20 protein-coding genes are annotated in these 23699 nt (G+C 57.9%); 6 read left to right on the forward strand and 14 right to left on the reverse strand.

The window, feature by feature from the left end; all coding sequences use genetic code 11:
- Nucleotides 1-25: 25 nt before the first annotated feature.
- The 13 genes from murG to ilvI all read right to left on the reverse strand — a co-directional run bounded on the left by murG (nt 26) and on the right by ilvI (nt 14937).
- On the reverse strand, nt 26-1084 hold the full coding sequence (murG, locus tag B4M48_RS01835; protein WP_039382580.1) for an undecaprenyldiphospho-muramoylpentapeptide beta-N-acetylglucosaminyltransferase: 1059 nt from the start codon (nt 1082-1084) through the stop codon (nt 26-28).
- Nucleotides 1081-2295: a cell division protein FtsW gene (gene ftsW, locus B4M48_RS01840; RefSeq protein ID WP_039382578.1), complete on the reverse strand. Its 1215-nt coding sequence runs from the start codon at nt 2293-2295 to the stop codon at nt 1081-1083. The genes murG and ftsW overlap by 4 nt, the downstream gene beginning before the upstream one ends.
- Entirely contained in the window at nt 2295-3611 is a 1317-nt protein-coding gene (gene murD, locus B4M48_RS01845; RefSeq protein WP_071669075.1) for a UDP-N-acetylmuramoyl-L-alanine--D-glutamate ligase, read from the reverse strand. Before murD ends, ftsW begins: the two co-directional genes overlap by 1 nt.
- 2 nt (nt 3612-3613) lie before the next feature.
- Nucleotides 3614-4696, reverse strand: a complete 1083-nt coding sequence (mraY, locus tag B4M48_RS01850) for a phospho-N-acetylmuramoyl-pentapeptide-transferase (RefSeq protein WP_039382574.1) — start codon at nt 4694-4696, stop codon at nt 3614-3616.
- Complete coding sequence (gene murF / locus B4M48_RS01855) at nt 4690-6051, reverse strand: UDP-N-acetylmuramoyl-tripeptide--D-alanyl-D-alanine ligase (RefSeq protein ID WP_039382572.1); 1362 nt, start codon at nt 6049-6051, stop codon at nt 4690-4692. The genes mraY and murF overlap by 7 nt, the downstream gene beginning before the upstream one ends.
- A complete protein-coding gene (gene murE, locus B4M48_RS01860) occupies nt 6048-7535 on the reverse strand; it encodes a UDP-N-acetylmuramoyl-L-alanyl-D-glutamate--2,6-diaminopimelate ligase (RefSeq protein ID WP_039382570.1) in 1488 nt (495 codons plus the stop codon). Before murE ends, murF begins: the two co-directional genes overlap by 4 nt.
- Entirely contained in the window at nt 7522-9288 is a 1767-nt protein-coding gene (locus tag B4M48_RS01865) for a peptidoglycan glycosyltransferase FtsI (protein WP_039382568.1), read from the reverse strand. Before B4M48_RS01865 ends, murE begins: the two co-directional genes overlap by 14 nt.
- A 16-nt stretch (nt 9289-9304) precedes the next feature.
- On the reverse strand, nt 9305-9625 hold the full coding sequence (ftsL, locus tag B4M48_RS01870) for a cell division protein FtsL (protein ID WP_039382567.1): 321 nt from the start codon (nt 9623-9625) through the stop codon (nt 9305-9307).
- A complete protein-coding gene (rsmH, locus tag B4M48_RS01875) occupies nt 9622-10563 on the reverse strand; it encodes a 16S rRNA (cytosine(1402)-N(4))-methyltransferase RsmH (RefSeq protein ID WP_039382565.1) in 942 nt (313 codons plus the stop codon). The genes ftsL and rsmH overlap by 4 nt, the downstream gene beginning before the upstream one ends.
- Before the next feature lie 2 nt (nt 10564-10565).
- Nucleotides 10566-11024, reverse strand: a complete 459-nt coding sequence (gene mraZ, locus B4M48_RS01880) for a division/cell wall cluster transcriptional repressor MraZ (protein WP_039382563.1) — start codon at nt 11022-11024, stop codon at nt 10566-10568.
- A gap of 486 nt (nt 11025-11510) precedes the next feature.
- Nucleotides 11511-12521, reverse strand: coding sequence for a catabolite repressor/activator (cra, locus tag B4M48_RS01885; RefSeq protein ID WP_039382560.1), 1011 nt, complete (start codon nt 12519-12521; stop codon nt 11511-11513).
- A 197-nt stretch (nt 12522-12718) separates the two neighbouring features.
- A complete protein-coding gene (gene ilvN, locus B4M48_RS01890) occupies nt 12719-13210 on the reverse strand; it encodes an acetolactate synthase small subunit (RefSeq protein ID WP_039382558.1) in 492 nt (163 codons plus the stop codon).
- A 2-nt stretch (nt 13211-13212) separates the two neighbouring features.
- Nucleotides 13213-14937, reverse strand: coding sequence for an acetolactate synthase 3 large subunit (gene ilvI, locus B4M48_RS01895; RefSeq protein WP_039382556.1), 1725 nt, complete (start codon nt 14935-14937; stop codon nt 13213-13215).
- 733 nt (nt 14938-15670) lie between these two features.
- Between ilvI and leuL the strand changes: the two genes are divergently transcribed.
- The 5 genes from leuL (at nt 15671) to leuD (ending at nt 20521) form a co-directional block, all read left to right on the forward strand.
- Complete coding sequence (gene leuL, locus B4M48_RS18015; protein ID WP_108569992.1) at nt 15671-15754, forward strand: leu operon leader peptide; 84 nt, start codon at nt 15671-15673, stop codon at nt 15752-15754.
- Between the two features lie 92 nt (nt 15755-15846).
- The gene (gene leuA / locus B4M48_RS01900) at nt 15847-17409 is read left to right on the forward strand and encodes a 2-isopropylmalate synthase (protein WP_039382552.1); all 1563 of its coding nucleotides are present in this window, start codon (nt 15847-15849) and stop codon (nt 17407-17409) included.
- 2 nt (nt 17410-17411) lie between these two features.
- Entirely contained in the window at nt 17412-18503 is a 1092-nt protein-coding gene (gene leuB / locus B4M48_RS01905) for a 3-isopropylmalate dehydrogenase (RefSeq protein WP_039382550.1), read from the forward strand.
- Nucleotides 18504-18505: 2 nt separating this feature from the next.
- Nucleotides 18506-19912, forward strand: coding sequence for a 3-isopropylmalate dehydratase large subunit (gene leuC / locus B4M48_RS01910; RefSeq protein ID WP_288655810.1), 1407 nt, complete (start codon nt 18506-18508; stop codon nt 19910-19912).
- Nucleotides 19913-19915: 3 nt separating this feature from the next.
- Entirely contained in the window at nt 19916-20521 is a 606-nt protein-coding gene (leuD, locus tag B4M48_RS01915) for a 3-isopropylmalate dehydratase small subunit (protein ID WP_104085543.1), read from the forward strand.
- Between the two features lie 35 nt (nt 20522-20556).
- Here leuD and B4M48_RS01920 read toward each other — a convergent pair whose 3' ends face one another.
- Nucleotides 20557-21762 carry an MFS transporter gene (locus B4M48_RS01920; RefSeq protein ID WP_071669079.1) on the reverse strand — a complete coding sequence of 402 codons (1206 nt, stop codon included), beginning with the start codon at nt 21760-21762 and terminating at the stop codon, nt 20557-20559.
- Nucleotides 21763-22018: 256 nt separating this feature from the next.
- Between B4M48_RS01920 and sgrR the strand changes: the two genes are divergently transcribed.
- Nucleotides 22019-23680, forward strand: a complete 1662-nt coding sequence (sgrR, locus tag B4M48_RS01925) for an HTH-type transcriptional regulator SgrR (RefSeq protein WP_039382543.1) — start codon at nt 22019-22021, stop codon at nt 23678-23680.
- Nucleotides 23681-23699 lie beyond the last annotated feature (19 nt).

Genomic DNA, 23699 nt, shown 5'->3' on the forward strand with positions numbered 1-23699 from the left:
AGGCCTATTCATCAGGCCCGAAAATTTACTTTGCAGCGCGCGCCACTTCACGGGCAACGCGTTCGGTGGCATCCGGGATCGCAACCTGACGGGCCTGTTCAGCCATGGTCAGCAGCGTCGCGCGGTCCCACTGGCGCAGCGTCTCCGCCACCCCTTCCGCAGTAAACTGCGGCTGCTCAAAAATTCTGGCCGCGCCCGCGTTTTCCAGCGGCAGCGCATTCCAGTATTGCTGGCGATCTTTATGCTGAAACGGCACGAAAATAGCCGGCAGACCTGCCGCAGCAATTTCGCTCACCGTCAGCGCACCTGAGCGACATACCACTACGTCCGCCCAGGCGTAGGCAGCGGCCATATCGTCAATAAATTCTGTGACCTTATGCTGCGGCTGACCTGCAGCCTGGTACGCCTGCTGCACTATCGCCTGGCCGCCTCTGCCGGTCTGATGCCAGAGGGTAATGGCGTCGCCCAGTTCGGCGGCGACCTGAGGCAGCGTCTGGTTCAGGATCCGGGCGCCCTGACTGCCGCCAACGACCAGCACCCGCAGCGGACCGCTGCGATCGCGCAGGCGTTCAGCCGGCGACGGCAGCGCCAGCACATCGGTGCGCACCGGGTTGCCGACAATATCGGCTGCAGGGAACGCCCCGGGAAACGCCTGCATCACTTTGGTGGCAATTTTTGCCAGCCACTTATTGGTGAGTCCGGCGATACCGTTCTGTTCGTGGAGCACGACCGGGATACCGCAGCTCCATGCCGCCAGACCACCCGGCCCGGAGACATAGCCGCCCATGCCCAGTACCACGTCGGGCTGCCACTGTTTCATGATGCGGCGCGCCTGACGCCAGGCGTTGAAAATACGTACCGGGGCCAGCAGCAGCGCTTTGATCCCTTTGCCGCGCAGTCCGCTGATGCGGATGAAGTCGATCTCAATACCGTGTTTCGGCACCAGATCCGCTTCCATCCGGTCAGCCGTTCCCAGCCAGCGTACCTGCCAGCCCTGCTCCATCAGATGATGTGCCACTGCCAGACCGGGAAACACATGTCCGCCGGTTCCGCCAGCCATGACCATCAGCCGTTTGCTACTCATCGGGCACCTCGGGTAAACGCCTGCGCTTTCGCCAGGCGCGTTTCATAATCGATACGCAGTAAAAATACGATGGCGGTCGACATAATAATCAGACTCGATCCCCCGTAGCTGATCAGCGGCAGCGTCAGGCCTTTTGTCGGCAGCATACCGGCTGCCGCGCCGACGTTAACCAGTGCCTGGAAGCTAAACCAGACGCCAATTGAGCAGGCGAGAAAGCCGGAAAAACGCTGGTCCAGCTCAAGGGCGCGACGGCCAATCGACATCGCGCGAAAAGCGACGAAGAATACCATTAACAGGGCTAAAACCACACCGACATAACCGAGCTCCTCACCGATTATCGAGAAGATAAAATCGGTGTGCGCCTCCGGCAGATACTCCAGCTTTTGCACTGAGTTACCCAGCCCCTGCCCCCAGAATTCACCGCGGCCAAACGCCATCAGCGACTGCGTCAGCTGATAGCCGCTGCCAAACGGATCTTCCCACGGATTCCAGAACGAGGTGACGCGGCGCATACGATAGGGTTCGGCGATAATCAGCAGCACCACGGCAAAGATACCGGAGCCGATGATCGCAAGGAATTGCCACAGTTTGGCCCCCGCGAGAAACAGCATCGCCAGCGTGGTCACAAACAGCACAACCACCGTCCCGAGGTCCGGCTGCGCCAGCAGCAGTACGGCGAGGATCACCATAACGCCCATCGGCTTACAGAATCCCCAGAAGTTGTTACGCACCTCTTCCACTTTGCGCACCAGATAGCTGGCGAGATAGCAGAACAGCGAGAGCTTTGAGAGTTCCGCCGGCTGGATACGCAGCGGCCCCAGCGCAATCCAGCGCGATGCCCCGTTCACTGAGCTGCCCACGACCAGCACAATCAGCAGCATCAGCACGGACGCCACCAGCATGGCGTTGCTGTAGCGCTGCCAGAAATCCATCGGAATACGCAGGGTGACCAGCGCCATACCGAGAGCCAGCAGGATGTAAAACGCGTCGCGCTTGGCAAAATAGAAGGGATCGTCGTTCAGACGCTGTCCTACCGGCATGGAGGCGGACGTCACCATCACAAACCCGATAATAGCCAGACCAAACGTCAGCCATAAGAGCGTGCGATCGTAAAGCACCACCGGTGCGTCGTCGCCATCGCGTGCGCCCATAACCCAGTCGCGCAGACGCACGGACAGGAAACTGGCAATAGCGGTTCCGGGTATACGCATCAGCCAGACTCCTTCGCCAGTTGCGCGAAGAGATCGCCGCGCTGCTCAAAATTACGAAACTGATCGAGACTGGCACAGGCGGGAGAAAGCAGCACCATGTCACCAGACTGAGCCGCCGTTGCAATCTGTGCGACCGCCTGCTGCAGCGTTTCGGTACGTGTCGCGACCTCTGGCCGCAGCGCGGCCAGCGCATCGCCATCGCGGCCATAACAGAACAGGCGAATATTATCGCCCTGCAGATAACGCGCCAGCGGTGAGAAATCCGCGCCTTTGCCGTCGCCGCCGAGCAGCAGCCAGAGCGTGCCCGCTACCTGTAATCCCTGCAGCGCCGCTTCGGTACTGCCAACGTTGGTGGCTTTGGAATCGTTGACCCAGCGCACTCCGCGCGCTTCATGTACTAGCTGGAAGCGGTGCGGCAGACCGCTATAGGTCGTCAGCGCTTTCAGGCTCGACGCGCGCGGGATAGCCACTGCATCTGCCAGCGCCAGCGCAGCCAGCGCGTTAGTGTAATTGTGCTGCCCCACCAGCTTCATCTCAGCGGTGTTCAGGATCTTTTCACCCTGGGCGCGCAGCCAGGTACTGCCCTGCTGCCGGGTCAGATGATAATCACCCAGGTCGACACCAAAGCTGATACAGCGCCGATCGGCGCCGCGCACTGGCATAGTCATGCCATCATCGGCATTAACGACACAAATCGCCGCGTTTTCATAAATACGTAACTTGGCGGCGCGATACTGCTGCATGCCCAGCGGATAGCGATCCATATGATCTTCCGTCACGTTGAGGATCGTGGCAGCTGCTGCTTTCAGACTGTGTGTGGTTTCCAGCTGAAAGCTGGAAAGCTCCAGTACATAGAGCTGAGCAGGCGATTTCAGCAGCGTCAGCGCCGGCAAGCCGATGTTGCCGCCCACGCCCACCGCCCAGCCTGCTGCGCGGGCCATTTCTCCCACCAGCGTAGTGACCGTGCTTTTACCGTTGGAGCCGGTGATGGCCACAACCGGCGCCTGCGCTTCGCGGCAGAAAAGCTCAATATCCCCCACGATCTCAATACCAGCGTCCGCTGCTTCGCTCAGCGCCGGGTGCGCCAGCGCAATGCCGGGGCTGGCGACAATCAGATCGGCGGCCAGTAGCCAGTCGCTGTTGATACTGCCGGTATGACACGCTACCTGCTCCGGCAGCTTATCCAGGCCTGGCGGTGAGAGACGGGTATCCATGACGCGTGGCGTAACGCCCTGCCCCAGGAAGAAATCGACACAGGAGAGGCCGGTAATACCCAGCCCGATAATGACAACGTTTCTGCCCCGATAGTCAGCCATGATTAACGCACCTTCAGCGTAGCCAGGCCAATCAGCACCAGCATCAGCGAAATAATCCAGAAGCGCACGATAACGCGCGGTTCCGGCCAGCCCTTGAGTTCATAGTGGTGATGAATAGGCGCCATGCGGAAAATACGCTGGCCGCGCAGTTTAAAGGAGCCGACCTGCAGGATCACCGACAGCGTTTCAACCACAAATACGCCACCCATAATCACCAGCAGAAACTCCTGACGCAGCAGCACCGCCAGCGTGCCCAGCGCGCCGCCCAGCGCCAGTGACCCGACGTCACCCATGAAAACCTGTGCCGGATAGGTGTTAAACCACAGGAACCCGAGCCCGGCCCCGACAATCGCGGTGCAGACAATAACCAGCTCACCCGCGTGACGCAGATAGGGGATATGCAGATATTCAGCAAACTTCACGTTGCCGGTTGCCCAGGCGACCAGCGCAAAACCGGCAGCGACAAACACCGTTGGCATAATTGCCAGGCCATCAAGACCATCGGTAAGGTTCACGGCGTTGCCGGTGCCCACAATGACAAAGTAGGCCAGCACCACATAAAACAGACCCAGCTGCGGCATCACATCTTTAAAGAAGGGCACCACCAGCTGCGTGGCAGGCGTATCTTTGCCAGCCACAAACAGCGCAAATGCCACGCCGAGTGAGATCACCGACATCCAGAAATATTTCCAGCGCGCGATAAGCCCTTTGGTATCTTTGCGCACCACTTTACGGTAATCGTCAACAAAGCCAATGGCGCCAAAGCCGAGCAGTACCACCAGTACACACCAGACATAGGGATTGGAAGGGTAAGCCCACATCAGTACGGAGATGGTGATTGATGTCAGGATCATGATGCCGCCCATGGTCGGCGTGCCGCGTTTGCTAAAGTGCGACTCCGGGCCATCATTACGTACCACCTGGCCAATCTGCAGCTTCTGCAGCCAGGCGATCAGGCGCGGTCCCATCCATAATGAGATAAACAGAGCGGTCAGCAGGCTGACAATGGCGCGAAACGTCAGATAGGAAAAGACGTTAAAACCGGAATAAAATGCGACCAGATGTTCGGCCAGCCAGACTAGCATGTTCCTTTCTCCTTCAGTCCCTGTACTACCTGCTCCATGGCGGCACTACGTGAACCTTTAACTAAAATAGTGATCTCAGGATGCTGCGCGAGCAGCGCCTGCAGATGGGCGATCAGCGCGGCTTTGCTGGCAAAATGCTGGCCTCTGCCGCTGCTGTCGCTGATAAAGTGGCTGAGCTGACCGGTGCTGAGCACGGCATCCACGCCGGCAGCCTGTGCTGCGGCGCCCACCTGACGGTGGCACGCTTCCGCTTCCTCGCCCAGCTCGCCCATATCGCCTACCACCATAACGCGGAAGCCGGGCATCTCACCCAGCACCTGCGCGGCGGCCGTCATCGAACCCACGTTTGCGTTATAACTGTCATCCAGCAGCAACTGTGTCGCCGAGAGACGCACCGGGAAGAGGCGTCCCGGCACCGGCTGCAGCATTTTCAGGCCAGACTGGATGGCGGTCAGCGGTGCGTCGACCGACAGGGCCAGTGCTGCGGCGGCCAGCGCGTTGGCAATATTATGGCGGCCCGGCAGCGGCAGTTCGATAGCGATATCTCCGCGCGGCGTGTGCAGCGTAAAGCAGGTCACGTCAGGCCGCAGTACGATATCGCTGGCGCGAAACTCCGCATCAGTCAGCGGCTGCGGCGAAAAGTGCCACAGCGTTCTGCCGGCAAAATAGGGCTGCCAGTTAGCGAGATCGTGACTGTCGGCGTTTACAATCGCCGTGCCGTGCAGCGGTAAACCGGCAAAGATTTCGCCTTTGGCTTTCGCCACGCCTGCCAGTGATCCAAAACCTTCGAGATGCGCCGCTGCAAGATTGTTGACCAGCGCGGTCTCCGGCTGTACCAGCGCCGTGGTGTAGGCTATTTCGCCCTGGTGATTAGCACCAAGCTCAATCACCGCGTACTGATGTGCCGCGGTCAGACGCAGCAGCGTCATCGGCACGCCGTAGTCGTTATTCAGGTTACCGGCGGTGTAGAGCGTTTCGCCACACTGGCGTAAAATTGCCGCCGTCATCTCTTTCACTGAGGTTTTACCCGATGAGCCGGTCAGCGCCACGACGCGCGCGGTCGACTGCTGACGTACCCAGGCACCAAGCTGGCCGAACGCAATGCGCGTATCAGCCACCACCACCTGCGGCAGCGCAACCGGTAACTGCCGGCTCACCAGCAGCGCCTGCGCCCCGCTGTTCATCGCCTGCTCAGCAAAGTCGTGCGCGTCAAAACGCTCACCCACCAGCGCCACAAACAGGCAGCCTGCGGTGACTTTACGGGTATCGGTCGTGACTTCATGCAGGGTCGCATCGCTGCCGTGCAGCGTACCGCCGCTGATGTCAGCCAGCGTTTGCAGCGTAATCGGGATCATGCCATTACTCCCAGCAGTCGGGCGACGGTGTCGCGGTCCGAGTAATCGAGACGACGATTGCCGATAATCTGATAATCTTCATGTCCCTTGCCGGCGACCAGCACGATATCTTCAGCTTTTGCCTGCATCACGGCGCTGGTCACCGCCTGCGCCCGGCCAGGCACGACGCGTGCGCGACCCGGATCGAGCAGTCCGGTCAGAATATCGTCCACAATCGCGGCGGGATCTTCGCTGCGCGGATTGTCATCGGTGATCACCACCACGTCAGCAAACTGTTCAGCAATCGCCCCCATCAGCGGACGTTTGCCTTTGTCGCGGTCGCCGCCGCAGCCGAATACGCACCAGAGCTGGCCCTTACAGTGAAGGCGCGCCGCTTCCAGCGCTTTCTCCAGCGCATCCGGGGTGTGCGCGTAATCCACCACAACGGTGGCTTTGCCCGCTGCACTGAAGACTTCCATGCGTCCGCATACCGGCTGCAGGTCTGCAGCGGTTGCCACTAAACTCTCCAGCGGATAGTCCATCGTCAGCAGCGTAGCCAGCGCCAGCAGCAGATTGCTGACGTTAAAGGCGCCCATCAGGCGGCTGTCAAAAGAGCCATCTCCCCAGCTGGAGCTGAAGCGCACGCGTGCGCCACCGTCGTGATACGCGACTTCAGTGGCATGGAGCCAGCGCCCGTGCCAGCCGGATGGCAGGTTGTTTGCCATGGTTACCGCGACCGCATCGGGCAGCTGCTGCAGCCAGCGATAGCCGGTCTCATCATCAGCGTTGATGATTGCGTCACCGATCTGATGTTCAGAAAAGAGCAGCCACTTGGCTGACTCATAGCTTTGCATGTCACCGTGGTAGTCGAGATGGTCGCGGCTCAGATTGGTAAATACCGCCGCCGCAAACGGCAATGCCGCCACGCGGTGCTGTACCAGGCCATGCGACGAGACCTCCATCGCGGCCAGGGTGGCGCCCTGCCCCACTAAGTCGTGCAGGATATGCTGAACCTCAACGGCCGAGCCGGTGGTGTTCTCTGCTGGCAGCAGCTGGCCATACAGGCCGTTACCCACGGTACCCATCACCGCGCCCGTCTCACCCAGCAGGTTAGCCCACTGTGCAATCAGCTGGGTGGTGGTGGTCTTGCCATTCGTCCCGGTAACGCCAGCCAGCTTCAGCTTGCTGCCCGGCTGCTGATAAAAGCGTCCCGCCAGCGCGGAGAGGCGCTGCGGCAGCTGCGCCAGATAGATCACCGGCACGCCGTGCAGTTCACGGATATCGCCGTCACTGGCCTCGCCTTCCGCTTCTGCAATCACGGCGGCAACGCCCTGCGCAATGGCCTGCGGGATAAAGCGCCGGCCATCAGCATGATGGCCCGCTACGGCGATAAACAGATCGCCGGCCGCCGCCGCGCGGCTGTCCAGCGTCATGTCACGAAGGGGACGCGCCGGCGCGCCGGCCACCCAGGGGGCCAGTAAATCGCGCAGGTTACGATCTGTCACTTGATGCCTCACTTCTGTTCTTCACTAATTCGTTTTTATCCACGACAGGCAGTGCGTCCGGCTCAATATTCATGGTGCGCAATACGCCGCCCATGATGGCGCCAAACACCGGCGCAGAGACTGCACCGCCATAATATTTACCGGCCTGCGGATCGTTAATCACCACGACCAGCGCAAAACGCGGCTGGCTGGCTGGTGCCACACCGGCGGTGTAGGCGATATACTTATTGACGTAGCGGCCATCGGGACCGACCTTTTTCGCGGTGCCGGTTTTAATCGCAATGCGATATCCTTTGATAGCGGCTTTTACCCCACCGCCGCCAGGCAGTGCCACGCTCTCCATCATATGCATTACCGTTCTGACCAGGTTCTCCGGAAAGACGCGCTCACCTGCAACCGGCGGATCCACTTTGGTAATGGAGAGAGGACGATTGATACCGTAGCTGCCAATCGTTGCGTAGACTCGCGCTAACTGTAACGGCGTTACCATTAGCCCGTAGCCGAAAGAGAAGGTGGCCCTCTCTATGTCAGACCACCGTTGTTTTTGAGGGTATAAGCCACTGCTTTCCCCGACCAGCCCCAAATTGGTCGGTTTACCCAGTCCAAAGCGCGCGTAAGTATCTACCAGCGCTGAGGAGGGCATCGCTAACGCCAGACGTGAAACCCCGACGTTACTCGACTTCTGTAAGACCCCGGTCAGGGTCAGTTCGTTATAGCGCGCCACATCTTTGATCTCATGACCGTTTACGCGGTATGGCACGGTGTTCAGTACGCTGTTCTCTTTCACCACCCCACGCTGCAGCGCAGTCATCACCACCATGGGCTTCACCGTTGAGCCCGGCTCAAAAATGTCGGTGATGGCGCGGTTACGCATGACATCTTTTGGCGTATTGCTGAGGTTATTCGGGTTGTAGGCGGGGCTGTTTGCCATTGCTAGCACTTCACCCGTGCTGACATCAACCAGCACCGCCGTGCCCGACTCTGCTTTGTTAAAGGCGACTGCATTGTTGAGTTCGCGATAGACCAGCGCCTGCAGCCGCTCATCAATACTCAGCGTCAGATTGTGTGCAGCACGGCTGTCGACCGACGAGATATCTTCAATGACGCGCCCGAAGCGATCTTTACGCACCGTACGCTCGCCTGGCGCGCCCGTCAGCCATTTGTCGAAGCTTTTCTCAATCCCTTCGATGCCCTGTCCGTCAATGTTGGTGAAACCAATCAGATGCGCGGTGACCTGACCGGCCGGATAGTAGCGGCGCGACTCCTGGCGCAGATAAATACCCGGCAGCTTCAGTTTTTTCACATAGTCGCCAATGGCCGGATTAACCTGACGCGCCAGATAGATAAAGCGTCCTTTGGGGTTGGCGTTGATGCGCGCGGCCAGCTGATCCAGCGGGATCGACAGCGCATCTGAGAGCGCTTTCCAGCGGCTATCAAGGGTGACGCCGCCGTGACCAATCAGCTCTTTGGGATCGGCCCAGATAGCATTAACCGGTACGCTGACCGCCAGCGGACGCCCGGCGCGGTCGCTGATCATGCCGCGTGCCGTCGGCACCTCCTGCACGCGCAACGAGCGCAGATCGCCCTCTTTAACCAGCCGATCGGGCTTGATCACCTGCAGCCAGGCGACGCGCGACAGCAGCCCGCCCAGCGCGAGTAAAATACAGCCGCACAGCAAAGCAAAACGCCAGCTTACAAAGCTGGCCTTATCTTCCTGTTTTTTTAACTTCAGCGTTTTGCCTGCGCCGCTCATTGAGGTCTGCGATTCCTTATTTCTGCACCACAATATTTTCCTGAGAAGGATCAACGTGCCGCAGCTGCAGCTTATCGGTTGCGATCCGCTCTACCCGGCTGTGATCGCCAAGCGCGTTCTCTTCCAGAATCAGGTTGCGCCATTCGATATCCAGCGCATCGCGCTCCAGCACCAGCTGTTCACGCTGCGCCGTTAGCAGGCGCGTTTTGTGCGTTGTGGTCACGACCAGTACCGAAGAGACCAGTACGGCAATCAGCAACAACACCGGGATCTTGCCAAAGCGCAGCAGGTCTCCGCCGATGACGCCGGGGAGACTGTGCCGCTCATTGCCAATCATGGCGCGGTCCTTTCAGCAATACGCAGCACCGAGCTGCGCGCGCGCGGGTTTTCCCGCACCTCTGCTTCGCCCGGAATGAGCTTGCCCAGCGTTTTCAGCTCGCGTCCGCCCAGCGCTTTCAGCTGGCTTTCCGTCATCGGAATTCCCGCCGGAACCTGCGGACCACGGCTTTGATCGCGCATAAAACGCTTCACCAGGCGATCTTCAAGAGAGTGGAAGCTGATGATGGATAAACGGCCACCCGGAGCCAGAACAGAAAGCGCGCCTTTGAGTGCGGTATCAATCTCTTCCAGCTCACTGTTGATCCAGATACGAATAGCCTGAAAGCTGCGCGTCGCCGGGTGCTTAAATTTATCTTTTACCGGCGTCGCGGCGGCAATGACTTCAGCCAGCTCTTTTGTGCGCGTCATCGGCTGCTCCCGATTGCGCTCTGTAATGGCGCGTGCAATGCGCTTCGCGAAACGCTCTTCGCCGTATGTTTTCAGCACAAAGGCGATATCAGCTTCTTCTGCCTGCAGCAGCCATTCAGCGGCAGAGTGACCCCGCGTGGGATCCATGCGCATGTCCAGCGGCCCGTCGCGCATAAACGAAAAGCCGCGCTCGGCGTCGTCCAGCTGCGGTGAGGAGACGCCCAGATCCAGCAGGACGCCACTGATTTTCCCGGTCAGCCCGCGCGCGTCGACATAGTCTGCCAGCGCTGAGAAAGGACCGTGCACAATAGAAAAGCGCGGATCGTTAATCTCAGCGGCGGCCGCAATTGCCTGCGGATCGCGATCGATGGCCAGCAGCTGTCCATTTTCGCCAAGCTGCGAAAGGATCAGGCGTGAGTGGCCACCGCGACCAAAGGTGCCGTCAATGTAAATGCCGTCTTCCCTGATATTAAGGCCGTTTACCGCCTCATCCAGCAGCACCGTGGTATGTTTAAAATTTTCCTGCATAGCTATAGCGATAAGTCCTGCAACCGCTCAGATAGAGGTTCCTGAGCTGAATGTTCTGCGTCAATATCATCCCTGACTTGTTGATACCAGGTCTGTTCATCCCACAATTCAAACTTGTTGAACTGCCCAACCAGCATCACTTCTTTTTTCAGTCCCGCATGCTGCCTTAAGGTATTTGCCAGCAGCAGCCGGCCTGCACTATCCATCTGGCATTCGCTGGCATGTCCGAGCAGCAGACGCTGTACGCGTCGCTCTGCCGGATTCATACTGGATAAGCGAGCCAGTTTTTTCTCAATAATTTCCCATTCGGGCAGGGTATAAAGCAGCAGGCAGGGCTGATGCAGGTCGATAGTAGAGACCATCTGACCCTGAGACTCTGCGAGCAGCAATTCGCGATAGCGCACCGGAACCGCTAACCGCCCTTTACTGTCGAGATTGACTAACGTTGCCCCGCGGAACATGCCAGCCTGACTCCTCAGCTACCGTTTTCACCACTTTATCCCACTTTTTACCACGAAACGAGTTTACGGAGCCGATGAAAACATTGTCAAGCCGCAACGGCAGGTGAATATCACTCTTTACATCCCGGAAAAATAAGCGGAAAGCGAAATAAAAAAGCGTGCGGAATGGCAAAGCAAAATTAAACCGATGAATAACAGTATAAAAATATCTGCTTACTTCAGACATGATTAAATTTGATTCAGATTTGGCTTAAGTACAGCAGCGCAGGGTTATGCGACAGCGGCGGCATTTTAGGGGATTTCTGAACGGAAGCCCAGCGCAAGCGCCTGCTGGCAGGGATTAAAAATGACTAACTTTTATCCAGCAGGATTAAATTGCTCGCTGTTTTGTGAAAATTAATGGCTGTTATTTACGCTTTTTTACGTCAGATAATTAATTGCCCGCCAGATAGTGAATAAATGGCGGGCATCATCGCGTCCGCTAACTCATTTTGTCAGGCGGCTTAACTGGCCACGATGAAATAAGTTACGGCGAATGCGCGTTAATCCGGGTTTGGGTTTGCGCGGCTCATCAAGAGACGCCAGCACCAGTTCCAGAACCCGCTCTGCAACGTCGCGATGACGCTGTCCCACCGCCAGTACCGGACAATCAAGGAAATCGAGTAATTCGTGATCGCCAAACGTGGCGATCGCCAGATCTTTTGGCAGCCGCCCTTCTCGTTTCAGCGTGACATCCATTACGCCCTGCAGCAGACCAAATGATGTGGTAAAAAGCGCATCAGGCATGGGATTTTCGTCCAGATAACGCTCAAACAGGGCAGCGGCGGCCGCGCGATCAAAACTGTTGCAGTAGAGGTAACTGACTGAACGCTCATCATCCTGCCAGGCTTCGCGGAAGCCCATTTCACGCAGAAAACTCACGGAAAGCTCCGGTAGCGCGCCCATAAACAGTACGTTTTTCACCGGGAGCTGACGCAATTCAGCCGCCAGCGCGCGCGCATCATCCTGATCGGCACCGACAACGCTGGTAAAGTGCTCACGATCCAGCGCGCGATCCAGCGCGACAATCGGCAGCGGATCGTTTATCCAGCGCTGGTAGAACGGGTGCTCCGGCGGCAGCGAAGTGGAGACGATGATTGCATCGACCTGACGCTGCAGCAGATGCTCGATACAGCGCATCTCGTTATCAGGCTGATCTTCTGAACAGGCGATAAGCAGCTGATAGCCGCGCTGGCGCGCCTGACGCTCCAGATAATTAGCAATACGCGTATAGCTGGTGTTTTCGAGATCGGGGATCACCAGTCCGATAGAGCGCGTGCGCCCTGCACGCAGGCCGGCAGCGACCGCATTGGGGTGGTAGTTATACTCGCGTACCACCGCCATCACTTTCTCAACCGTTTTGTCGCTGACACGATACTGCCGCGCTTTACCATTGATCACATAGCTGGCGGTGGTACGCGAGACGCCGGCCAGACGCGCAATTTCATCCAGTTTCACGATAACACCTTCATGTCGATAAGCCAGAGCTGGCGGAGATATCCGCAACGTAGCTGTGGATAAAATCTTTGTTACATCTAACCGCAGAAAACCGGCCTGAGCAACCGCTTTTCATCAGCAAACAAAGCTGGCGCATAAAATAAAAAAACCCGGCATTACGCCGGGTTAGAGTAAAGTGCAGTGATAACAGAGCGGGATTAACGCATGATGCGCTCGCCGCGTGATACGCCAACGATACCTGAACGTGCCACCTCAACAATCTCTGCTACTTCGCGTACGCTGTTGAGAAACGCATCCAGCTTGTCGCTGGTGCCTGCCAGCTGAACCGTGTAAAGCGTCGGTGTGACATCAACAATCTGTCCGCGAAAAATCTCCGCGCTGCGTTTCACTTCTTCACGGCCATAGCCGCTGGCCTGAATTTTGACCAGCATGATCTCACGCTCAACGTAAGCGCCCTGCCCCAGTTCAGTGACGCGCAGTACATCCACCAGCTTATGCAGCTGCTTCTCAATCTGCTCAATCACTTTTTCATCGCCCACGGTCTGAATGGTCATGCGCGACAGAGTAGGATCGTCGGTGGGCGCAACGGTCAGGCTCTCAATGTTATAACCGCGCTGGGAGAAAAGTCCGACCACGCGGGATAACGCGCCCGACTCATTCTCCAGCAGCACCGATAGAATACGACGCATAATTAAGTCCTCTCCGTCTTGCTCAACCACATTTCATCCATTGAGCCGCCCCGAATCTGCATCGGATAGACGTGCTCGCTGCCATCAACGGTGACATCCACAAACACCAGTCGCCCTTTTGCCAGCGTATCCAGCGCCAGCTGCAGCTTCTCTTCCAGCTCGGCCGGATGCTGGATAGCGATGCCGACATGGCCATACGCCTCAGCCAGGCGGACAAAATCGGGCAGCGACTCCATATAGGATTGTGAATGGCGTCCGGAATAGATCATATCCTGCCACTGTTTCACCATGCCGAGGAAACGGTTGTTCAGATTGAGCACCAGCACAGGCAGATCGTACTGCAGCGCTGTCGATAGCTCCTGAATGTTCATCTGGATGCTGCCATCGCCGGTGACACAGATTACCGTCTCTTCCGGCAGCGCCATCTTCACGCCCAGCGCAGCCGGCAGGCCAAAGCCCATGGTGCCAAGGCCACCGGAGTTGATCCAGCGACGCGGCTTGTCAAACGGGTAATAGAGTGCAGCAAACATCTGGTGCTGTCCGACATCAGAGGTCACGTAAGCCTCGCCGCCCGTCAGACGCGCGATTGTCTCTATCACCGCCTGCGGTTTGATCTTATCGCTGCTGCGATCGAACTCCAGACACTTACGGCTGCGCCAGGTTTCAATGTTCTGCCACCAGTCGCGCAGGCTGTCGTGCTGCTGCTGCGTGTCGCTCTGCGCCAGCAGCTCCAGCATCTGCACCAGCGTCTGTTTTGCATCGCCAACGATCGGAATATCTGCGCTGACCGTTTTTGAAATAGACGTCGGATCAACATCAATGTGCATGATGGTGGCATTCGGGCAATATTTTGCCAGATTGTTGGTGGTGCGATCGTCAAAGCGGACGCCGATGCCGAAGATCAAATCGGCGTTGTGCATCGTCATGTTGGCTTCATACGTGCCGTGCATGCCCAGCATGCCGACGCACTGACGGTGCGTGCCAGGAAACGCACCCAGCCCCATCAGCGAGGTAGTTACCGGGATGTTAAGCTGCTCAGCCAGCTGGCGCAGTTCCGCTTCGCATCCTGACGTGATCGCCCCGCCACCGGCATAGATTACCGGTTTATGCGCAGCCAGCAGCGTCTGCAGTGCGCGCTTGATCTGACCTTTATGGCCCTGCAGGGTCGGATTATAAGAGCGCATGCTGACGCTTTCCGGCCAGGCATACGGCAGCTTGTTCGCCGGATTAAGGATATCTTTAGGCAGATCGATCACGACCGGGCCAGGGCGTCCGCTGGCCGCCAGCCAGAACGCTTTTTTCAGTACAGTGGGGATCTCTTCCGTGCTTTTTACCAGAAAGCTGTGTTTGACCACCGGCCGGGAGATACCGACCATGTCACACTCCTGAAACGCATCATAGCCAATCAGCGATGAGGGCACCTGGCCTGACAGGATGACCAGCGGAATCGAATCCATATAGGCGGTTGCGATACCGGTGATGGCATTCGTCGCCCCCGGTCCAGACGTCACCAGCACCACGCCAACTTCGCCGGTTGCCCGTGCCAGACCATCTGCCATATGCACTGCGCCCTGTTCGTGACGCACCAGTACATGGTCAATTCCACCGACCGTCTGCAGCGCATCATAGATATCGAGCACTGCTCCGCCCGGATAACCGAATACCTGTTTTACGCCCTGATCGATCAACGAACGGACGACCATTTCGGCTCCTGACAACATCTCCATTTTCTGCCTCCAGGCGTCAGAAACAGCCGCGACGGGCAGCGCTGTCCAGCGCACGGTGTCGCATCTGTTCCCTTATCGCCAATTAAGATCAAAATCTTATGTTTATGCTCAGAAGAAGGAATTCATTTCCGCCTTCCAGATATCGGGAATCTACCTGAATGAATTCTTTTGAGAGTAGGACGATTACCATAACCGCAGAGCCTGCGGGCTGCAAACCGCCAGGCCCTGCGACGCGCGTTCCCGGACAAGTAAGCCTCTGATGTGCCGGGTCAGGGTACGATGAATAAACTGATCGGCAGGCATAAATTCAGAGGAATATGCTGGTCTGAAGATTATTTTCAGCGAGTTGTAAGAAATATATTTTTGTTATCGCCTGTTGCATCAGCCCACAATGTTTTTAACTTCTTTCTTTGCCGTGTGATTAACGTCAAAAATTGCCAGAGGCATTATATTATTCTGCCTTGCAGCCTGAGATTTGTATTTTCACCTGCCGTATATATTAAAATAGATCAATAAAATCATAAAGTTAATCAAGATAATCGATTTACGATAGCGTACATTACATCTGCCCCTGCGATGCAGCACGCTATTTTTTTCGCGATCCTCCACAGGCGTCAATATTTCCAGCAGATCGCGCTTTTGGCGTAAGAAAAATAGCCGCTGGTTCAGGGTTGACATCACATCGCCAATCCAGTACCAATATGTACAGCACACATTTTATGGGGTCTGATTCATGTTTCGTTCTTTCCGCCTACTCGGTCTACTACTAAACGCATCCAGTTTGCGCGGTAGACTCGTGGGCGAAATCAACAACTGATTCCAACCCGCTGAAAGTTAAAAACCCGCGCCACTGCGCGGGTTTTTTTATGCTCGTTGCACCGGCGAAGTTAATGCAAAAGGAAGATAACCATGAGCCAGCAAGTTATTATTTTCGATACCACTCTGCGCGACGGCGAACAGGCGTTACAGGCCAGCCTGAGTGTTAAAGAAAAATTGCAGATCGCCCTGGCGCTGGAAAGAATGGGCGTGGACGTAATGGAAGTGGGTTTCCCGGTCTCTTCACCCGGTGACTTTGAATCGGTACAGACCATTGCCCGTACGATTAAAAACAGCCGCGTCTGCGGGCTGGCGCGCTGTGTCGAGAAAGATATTGATGCCGCTTACGAATCACTGCGCGTCGCCGATGCGTTCCGTATTCACACCTTTATCGCTACCTCACCGATGCATATTGCAACCAAGCTGCGCAGCACGCTGCCGGAAGTGATTGAGCGCGCGGTGCACATGGTAAAACGCGCACGTAACTACACCGATGATGTGGAGTTCTCCTGTGAAGATGGCGGGCGCACGCCGATTGACGATCTCTGCCGCATGGTTGAAGCCGCCATCAGCGCCGGTGCTACCACCATTAATATTCCCGATACCGTTGGCTATACCCTGCCTGGCGAATACGCCAATATTATCGGGCAGCTGGTTAACCGCGTGCCTAACATCGACAAAGCGATTCTGTCGGTGCACACCCATGATGATTTAGGCATGGCAACCGGCAACGCTATTGCTGCGGTACTGGCGGGCGCGCGTCAGGTTGAAGGCACGCTGAATGGTCTGGGCGAGCGCGCCGGTAACTGCGCGCTGGAAGAGGTGATCATGGCGATCAAAACCCGCCAGCAGATCATGAACGTTCACACCGCTATCAACCACCAGGAGATCTACCGCACCAGCCAGATTGTCAGCCAGATCTGCAACATGCCAATTCCGGCGAACAAAGCGGTGGTCGGCTCAAATGCGTTTGCGCACTCCTCCGGCATTCATCAGGATGGCGTGCTGAAAAACCGTGAAAACTACGAAATTCTGACGCCTGAATCGATCGGCCTGCACAAAATTCAGCTGAACCTCACCTCCCGCTCCGGACGCGCGGCGGTAAAACATCGTATGGAAGAGATGGGCTATAAAGAGGCTGACTACAACCTCGACGCGCTGTATGACGCCTTCCTGAAGCTGGCCGATAAGAAAGGTCAGGTGTTTGACTACGATCTGGAAGCGCTCGCCTTTATCAACAAACAGCATGAAGAGCCGGAATTTTTCCAGCTCAACGAATTCAACGTGCAGACCGGCTCCAGCGTCACGGCAACCGCTTCAGTCCAGCTCGGCTATGGTGAAGAGACCAAAGCGGATGCGGCCACCGGCAACGGTCCGGTTGACGCGGTCTATCAGGCGATCAACCGCATTACCGGCTTTGACGCCGAGCTGGTGAACTACAAGCTGACGGCGAAAGGTCACGGCGAAAATGCCCTGGGCCAGGTGGATATCGTAGTGAACTACAACGGACGCAAGTTCCACGGCGTAGGTCTCGCTACCGATATCGTTGAATCCTCTGCCAAAGCGATGATCAACGCACTGAACAACATCTGGCGAGCCCGACAGGTCGAAAAAGAACTGCAGCGTAAATTTAAAGAACAGAAGGAAACGGTGTAACTATGACTCACTCATATCATATTGCGGTCATGCCTGGCGACGGAATCGGCCCGGAAGTGATGGCGCAGGCGATGAAAGTGCTCGACGCGGTTCGCACCCGCTTTGGCATGCGTATCACCACCAGCGAATATGATGTTGGCGGTATCGCCATCGATCGTCACGGTGAACCACTGCCGCCTGCGACCGTAGCCGGGGCTGAGCAGGCAGACGCGATTCTGTTTGGCTCCGTTGGCGGCCCGAAGTGGGAGCATCTGCCGCCGGCTGGCCAGCCGGAGCGCGGGGCGCTGCTGCCGCTGCGCAAGCATTTCAGACTGTTCAGCAATCTGCGCCCTGCCGCGCTCTATAAAGGTCTTGAAGCATTTTGCCCGCTGCGCAGCGATATCGCGGCGCGCGGTTTTGATATTCTCTGCGTACGTGAGCTCACCGGCGGCATCTACTTTGGCCAGCCAAAAGGACGCGAAGGCAGCGGTGCACACGAGCGGGCGTTTGATACCGAGGTTTACCACCGCTTTGAGATTGAGCGCATTGCACGTAACGCCTTTGAAGCCGCACGCAAGCGCCGGGGTCATGTCACCTCCATCGACAAAGCTAACGTGCTGCAGAGTTCGGTGATGTGGCGCGAAATCGTGAATGAAGTGGCAAAAGCGTATCCTGACGTGCAGCTGGCGCATATGTATATCGACAATGCCACCATGCAGCTGATCAAAGATCCGTCGCAGTTTGATGTCCTGCTCTGCTCCAACCTGTTTGGCGACATTCTCTCTGATGAGTGCGCCATGATCACCGGGTCGATGGGCATGCTGCCGTCAGCCAGCCTGAACGAAGAGGGTTTTGGCCTGTTTGAACCCGCTGGCGGCTCTGCGCCGGATATCGCCGGACAAAATATCGCTAACCCGATTGCCCAGATCCTGTCGCTGTCGATGCTGCTGCGCTTCAGCCTGAACGCCGCCGACGCGGCGAATGCTATCGAACAGGCGGTCAGCCAGGCGCTGGAAGCGGGCCATCGCACCCGCGATCTGGCGGGCGACGGCCCTGCTGTCAGTACGGATGAAATGGGTAGCCTCATCGCGGGCTTCATTGCCGGAGAAAAATAAAAATGAAAAGCTTATACCAGAAGTTATTTGACGCACATGTCGTTCACGAAGCGCCCGATGAAACGCCGCTGCTCTATATTGACCGTCACCTGATCCACGAAGTGACCTCCCCGCAGGCGTTCGACGGCCTGCGCGCGCACGGCCGTAAAGTGCGTCAGCCGGAAAAAACCTTTGCCACCATGGATCACAACGTTTCAACCCAGACGAAAGATATCAATGCGTCGGGTGAAATGGCGCGGATTCAGATGCAGGAACTGATGAAGAACTGCGATGAGTTCGGCATTCAGCTCTACGACCTGAACCATCCCTTCCAGGGCATCGTACACGTGATCGGGCCGGAACAGGGCATGACCCTGCCGGGTATGACCATCGTCTGCGGCGACTCACATACCGCCACGCACGGCGCCTTTGGTTCCCTGGCGTTTGGTATCGGCACCTCTGAAGTCGAGCACGTGTTCGCCACCCAGACGCTGAAGCAGGGCCGGGCGAAAACCATGAAGATTGAAATGCTGGGCGAAGCTGCGCCGGGCATCACCGCCAAAGACATTGTGCTGGCGATCATCGGTAAAACCGGCAGCGCCGGCGGCACCGGTCACGTGGTTGAATTCTGCGGCCCGGCGATTGAAGCGCTGAGCATGGAAGGCCGCATGACGCTGTGCAATATGGCGATTGAGATGGGCGCGAAAGCGGGTCTGGTGGCGCCGGATGACACCACGTTCGCCTACCTGAAAGATAAGCAGTTTGCGCCGAAAGGCGACGACTGGGAGCAGGCCGTGGCCTACTGGCGCACGCTGAAGTCAGATCCGGACGCAGCGTTTGACAGCGTGGTGACGCTGAACGCCGCCGATATTGCCCCGCAGGTCACCTGGGGCACCAATCCGGGTCAGGTGATGGCGGTGGATCAGGCGATACCCGATCCCGCCTCGTTTGCCGATCCGGTTGAGCGCGCCTCCGCTGAAAAAGCGCTGGCTTACATGAACCTGCAACCGGGCGTGAAGCTGACCGACGTGGCTATCGATAAAGTCTTTATTGGCTCCTGCACTAACTCACGTATTGAGGATCTGCGCGCTGCCGCGGCGGTTGCCAAAGGGCGTAAAGTGGCACCCGGCGTGGTCGCGATGGTCGTGCCGGGTTCCGGCCCGGTTAAAGCGCAGGCGGAAGCGGAAGGTCTGGATAAAATCTTTCTTGAGGCGGGCTTTGAGTGGCGTCTGCCGGGCTGCTCTATGTGTCTTGCCATGAACAACGATCGCCTGAATCCGGGCGAGCGCTGCGCCTCGACCAGCAACCGCAACTTTGAAGGCCGTCAGGGCCGTGGCGGCCGTACGCACCTGGTCAGCCCGGCGATGGCTGCCGCCGCAGCGGTCTCCGGCCGTTTTGCCGATATTCGTGAACTGACTCAGGGAGCTTAAGCGATGGCGACTAAATTTACGCAGCACACCGGTATTGTCGCGCCACTGGATGCGGCCAACGTGGATACCGATGCCATTATTCCAAAGCAGTTTCTGCAGAAGGTCACCCGCACCGGCTTCGGTGCCCACCTGTTTCACGACTGGCGTTTTGACGATGATGCCGGCACACAGCCTACCGCCAGCTTTGTGCTTAACAAGCCTGAGTTTGCCGGTGCCAGCATTCTGCTGGCGCGCGAGAACTTCGGCTGCGGCTCCTCCCGTGAGCACGCCCCCTGGGCGCTGACCGACTTCGGTTTCCATGTCGTCATTGCGCCAAGCTTTGCCGATATCTTTTACGGCAACAGCTTTAACAATCAGCTGCTGCCGGTGCGACTGAGCGAAGAGGATGTTGACGCACTGTTCCGGCTGGTTGACGCCAGTCCGGGCATGCGCTTTACGGTGGATCTGGAAGCACAGACGGTCACGGCAGGCGATAAGATCTATACGTTTGAGATCGACAGCTTCCGCCGCCACTGTATGATTAACGGTCTGGACAGTATCGGCCTGACGCTGCAGCATGAAGAGTCGATCGCGCGCTACGAGCAGCAGCAGCCCGCTTTCCTGCGATAATGATTAAACGCCGCTGCGTCAGGTAGCGGCACGCTTTACGCGCCGGCGATCTCCGTCGCCGGCTTCACATCGCGCACGCGCGCGACCAGCAGCAGCGCCAGCACGGACATGCCCAGCGCCACCTGATAAACCGATTCATGCCCGAAGCGCTCGCTCAGGATCCCCTGCAGCAGCCCGGCCACGATCAGCCCGGTGGAGATGGAGGTGGTAAACAGCGTTGTTGCCGCGCCCGCCCGGCCGGGCATCAGATCCTGAAACCAGAGCATGCCAATACCGGCGATAATGCCGATAAAAGCGGCGTTAAACAGCTGCAGCAGCATCAGCGCAGTTTTTGAGGTAAACAGCACCAGCCCGAGATAAAAGAGAATTGCCGCCACGCCCGCCACCAGCATCAGCGCGCGCTTGCCGACGCGCTTCGCGTAAAAGCCCGCCAGCAGCATAATCGGGATCTCCAGGCCGGCGGCCGTTCCCATCAGCAGGCCCGCCAGCTTTTCCGGCAGCCCCAGCGTGTTGCTCATGTAGAGCGGCATATCAATAAAGTACATGGTGTTGCACGCCCACATGATTACTGAGGCGATAAACAGCAGCATCACCTGCGCATCTTTCCACGGGCTGACCTGCAGCAGCAGCTGCTCCGGCGTCGCCACCACGCGCGGTACCGACGGCAGGCCACGCCAGATCAGCAGCATACTCAGTAAAAACATGCCCGCCACCACGGCAAACAGCGTGACGAAACCGAAATTGAGCGCCAGCGCAAATGAGAGCGGCGGACCGATGACCCACGCCAGCGACAGCTGCGCCCGCATCACCGAACTGAACATCACCACTTCACGCGCTGATGCGTCCGCGTACTCCCGCGCCAGCGCAAATATCTGCGGCATTGCGACGCTGGCCAGCGCGGAGAGCAGCACGCCCAGGCTTATCAGCGTGGCGTAGTGACGGTTAAACGCAAACAGCAGCGCGTTCAGAATGGCCATCAGGCAGCAAAAGAGGATCAGGTGGCGCCGGTCGCCGCGCGTGTCGGAGCGCTTTGCTACCAGCATACTGATCACAATGCCGCCGAGTGCGTTAATGGTGAAAAAGAGCCCGACCCAGAAGGGGCGTACCTGCACCTCGCGGGTCAGAAACAGGCTGAGGGTCGGTGCCTGCAGCGCACCCGCAACGCCCGCCATAAAAGTGACAACCATAAAAGCGAGATAGACCGGATCGGGGCGGCGCTGCCGCGTTAACAGCGACTTCATGCAGAAATCCCTTTGGAAAAAACAGAAAAGAGTAGCGAAAGAGCGTAGACGATTTCACACCGCTATGAAAAAAGCCAGCAGAGAAAAATCTGCTGGCGGTGTAATTGCACCCTACTCAGAAAAATGTGCCACACGGGCGACACAGCTGGTTGAGCGCCACCCGGATCGGGTGCCTCCCGCTCTTCCATTGAGTGGCAGTATGCCTCTATTATAGGGCAATAAATACTGAGCGAAATCGCCACGGAGTTCCCCTTTTATGTCTTCGGCCCGTCTGCAGCAGCAATTTATTCGTCTCTGGCAGCAGTGTGAAGGTCAGGATCGGGCGACAACGCTTGATGCACTGGCCAGCAGTCTGCACTGTTCGCGGCGCCATATGCGCAACCTGCTTCAGGCGATGCAGCGTGAAGGCTGGCTGACCTGGCAGGCTGAGGCGGGACGCGGAAAGCGTTCGCAGCTGCGCTTCCGCTGTACCGGTCTGGCGCTGCAGCAGCAGCGTGCAGAAGCGCTGCTGGAGCAGGACGGTATTGACCAGCTGGTTCAGCTGGTTGGCGACAAAGCGCAGGTGCGGCAGATGATTGCCGCCCACCTGGGCCGCAGCGTGCGTCAGGGAAAACATATTCTGCGCGTGCTTTACTACCGTCCGCTGCAGAACCTGCTGCCCGCCTCGCCGCTGCGCCGCTCGGAAACGCATCTGGCCCGCCAGATCTTCAGCGGCCTGACGCGCATAAATGAGGAAAACGGGGAAATTGAACCCGATATTGCTCATCACTGGCAGCAACTCTCCGCGCAGCAGTGGCGCTTTTATCTGCGTCCGGCCATCCGCTTTCATCACGGGCGCGAGCTGGAGATGGCAGATATTCTTGATTCGCTGCAGCGCAGCGCCGCTCTGCCGCTGTTTGCGCATATCTCGCAGCTGCACTCGCCGGCGCCCTGGACGCTGGATATCACTCTGACCCAGCCTGACAGCTGGCTGCCATGGCTGCTGGGCAGCGTCAGCGCCATGATCCTGCCGCGCGAATGGCCGTCCCTGCCCGACTTTGCCCGTCAGCCTGCCGGCTGCGGCCCTTACAGCGTGGTACGCAATCAGCAGACGCAGCTGAAAATTGCCGCGTTTGATGACTACTTTGGTTACCGGGCGCTGATTGACGAAGTCTCAATCTGGGTGCTGCCGGAAGTCAGTGACGAGCTGGTCTACTCTGGCGTAAAACTGCAGGGCAGCGAGGCGGATGAGATAGCGGAAGAGAGCCGTCTGGAGGAGGGCTGCTACTTCCTGCTGTTTGACCAGCGCTCCGCCTGGGGACGCCATGCCCGGTTCCGCCGCTGGGTCAGCGATCTGCTTAATCCGATTACCCTGCTGCATCATGCCGATCCCGGCTATCAGCGTTACTGGTTTCCTGCCTGGGGCCTGCTGCCGCGCTGGCACCATCGCCGCGATCTGCGGGCGGCGGACAAGCCGGAAGGTCTGACCCGGCTGACGTTAAGCTGGTACAGCGACCACGTCGAGCATGAAGGCATCGCCAGCGCGCTGCGTCCCCTGCTGGCGCAGCAGGGGGTGGAACTGATCACCCGGGTGGTGAGCTACGAAGCGTGGTTTGCCGGCGCCGGAGAGAGCGATATCTGGCTCGGCAGCGTTAACTTCACCCTGCCGCTGGAGTATGCGCTGTTTGCGCAGCTCTATGAGCTGCCGCTGATGCAGCACTGCATTCCGCTGGCGTGGCATGAGGATGCTGCGCGCTGGCGTGAGAAACGCCTGCCGCTGGCTGAGTGGGCGCGCCAGCTGGTAGATCAGGACTGGCTGCATCCGCTGTTTCACCACTGGCTGCTGCTGGAAGGCCAGCGCAGCATGCGCGGCGTACGGCTGAACACGCTGGGCTGGTTCGATTTTAAATCTGCCTGGTTTGCGCCGCCGGCGTTATGACGCTTTCACGCCATGGCGG

The organism is Pantoea sp. UBA6567 (genome assembly GCF_002434165.1).
GTDB lineage: Bacteria > Pseudomonadota > Gammaproteobacteria > Enterobacterales > Enterobacteriaceae > Pantoea > Pantoea eucrina.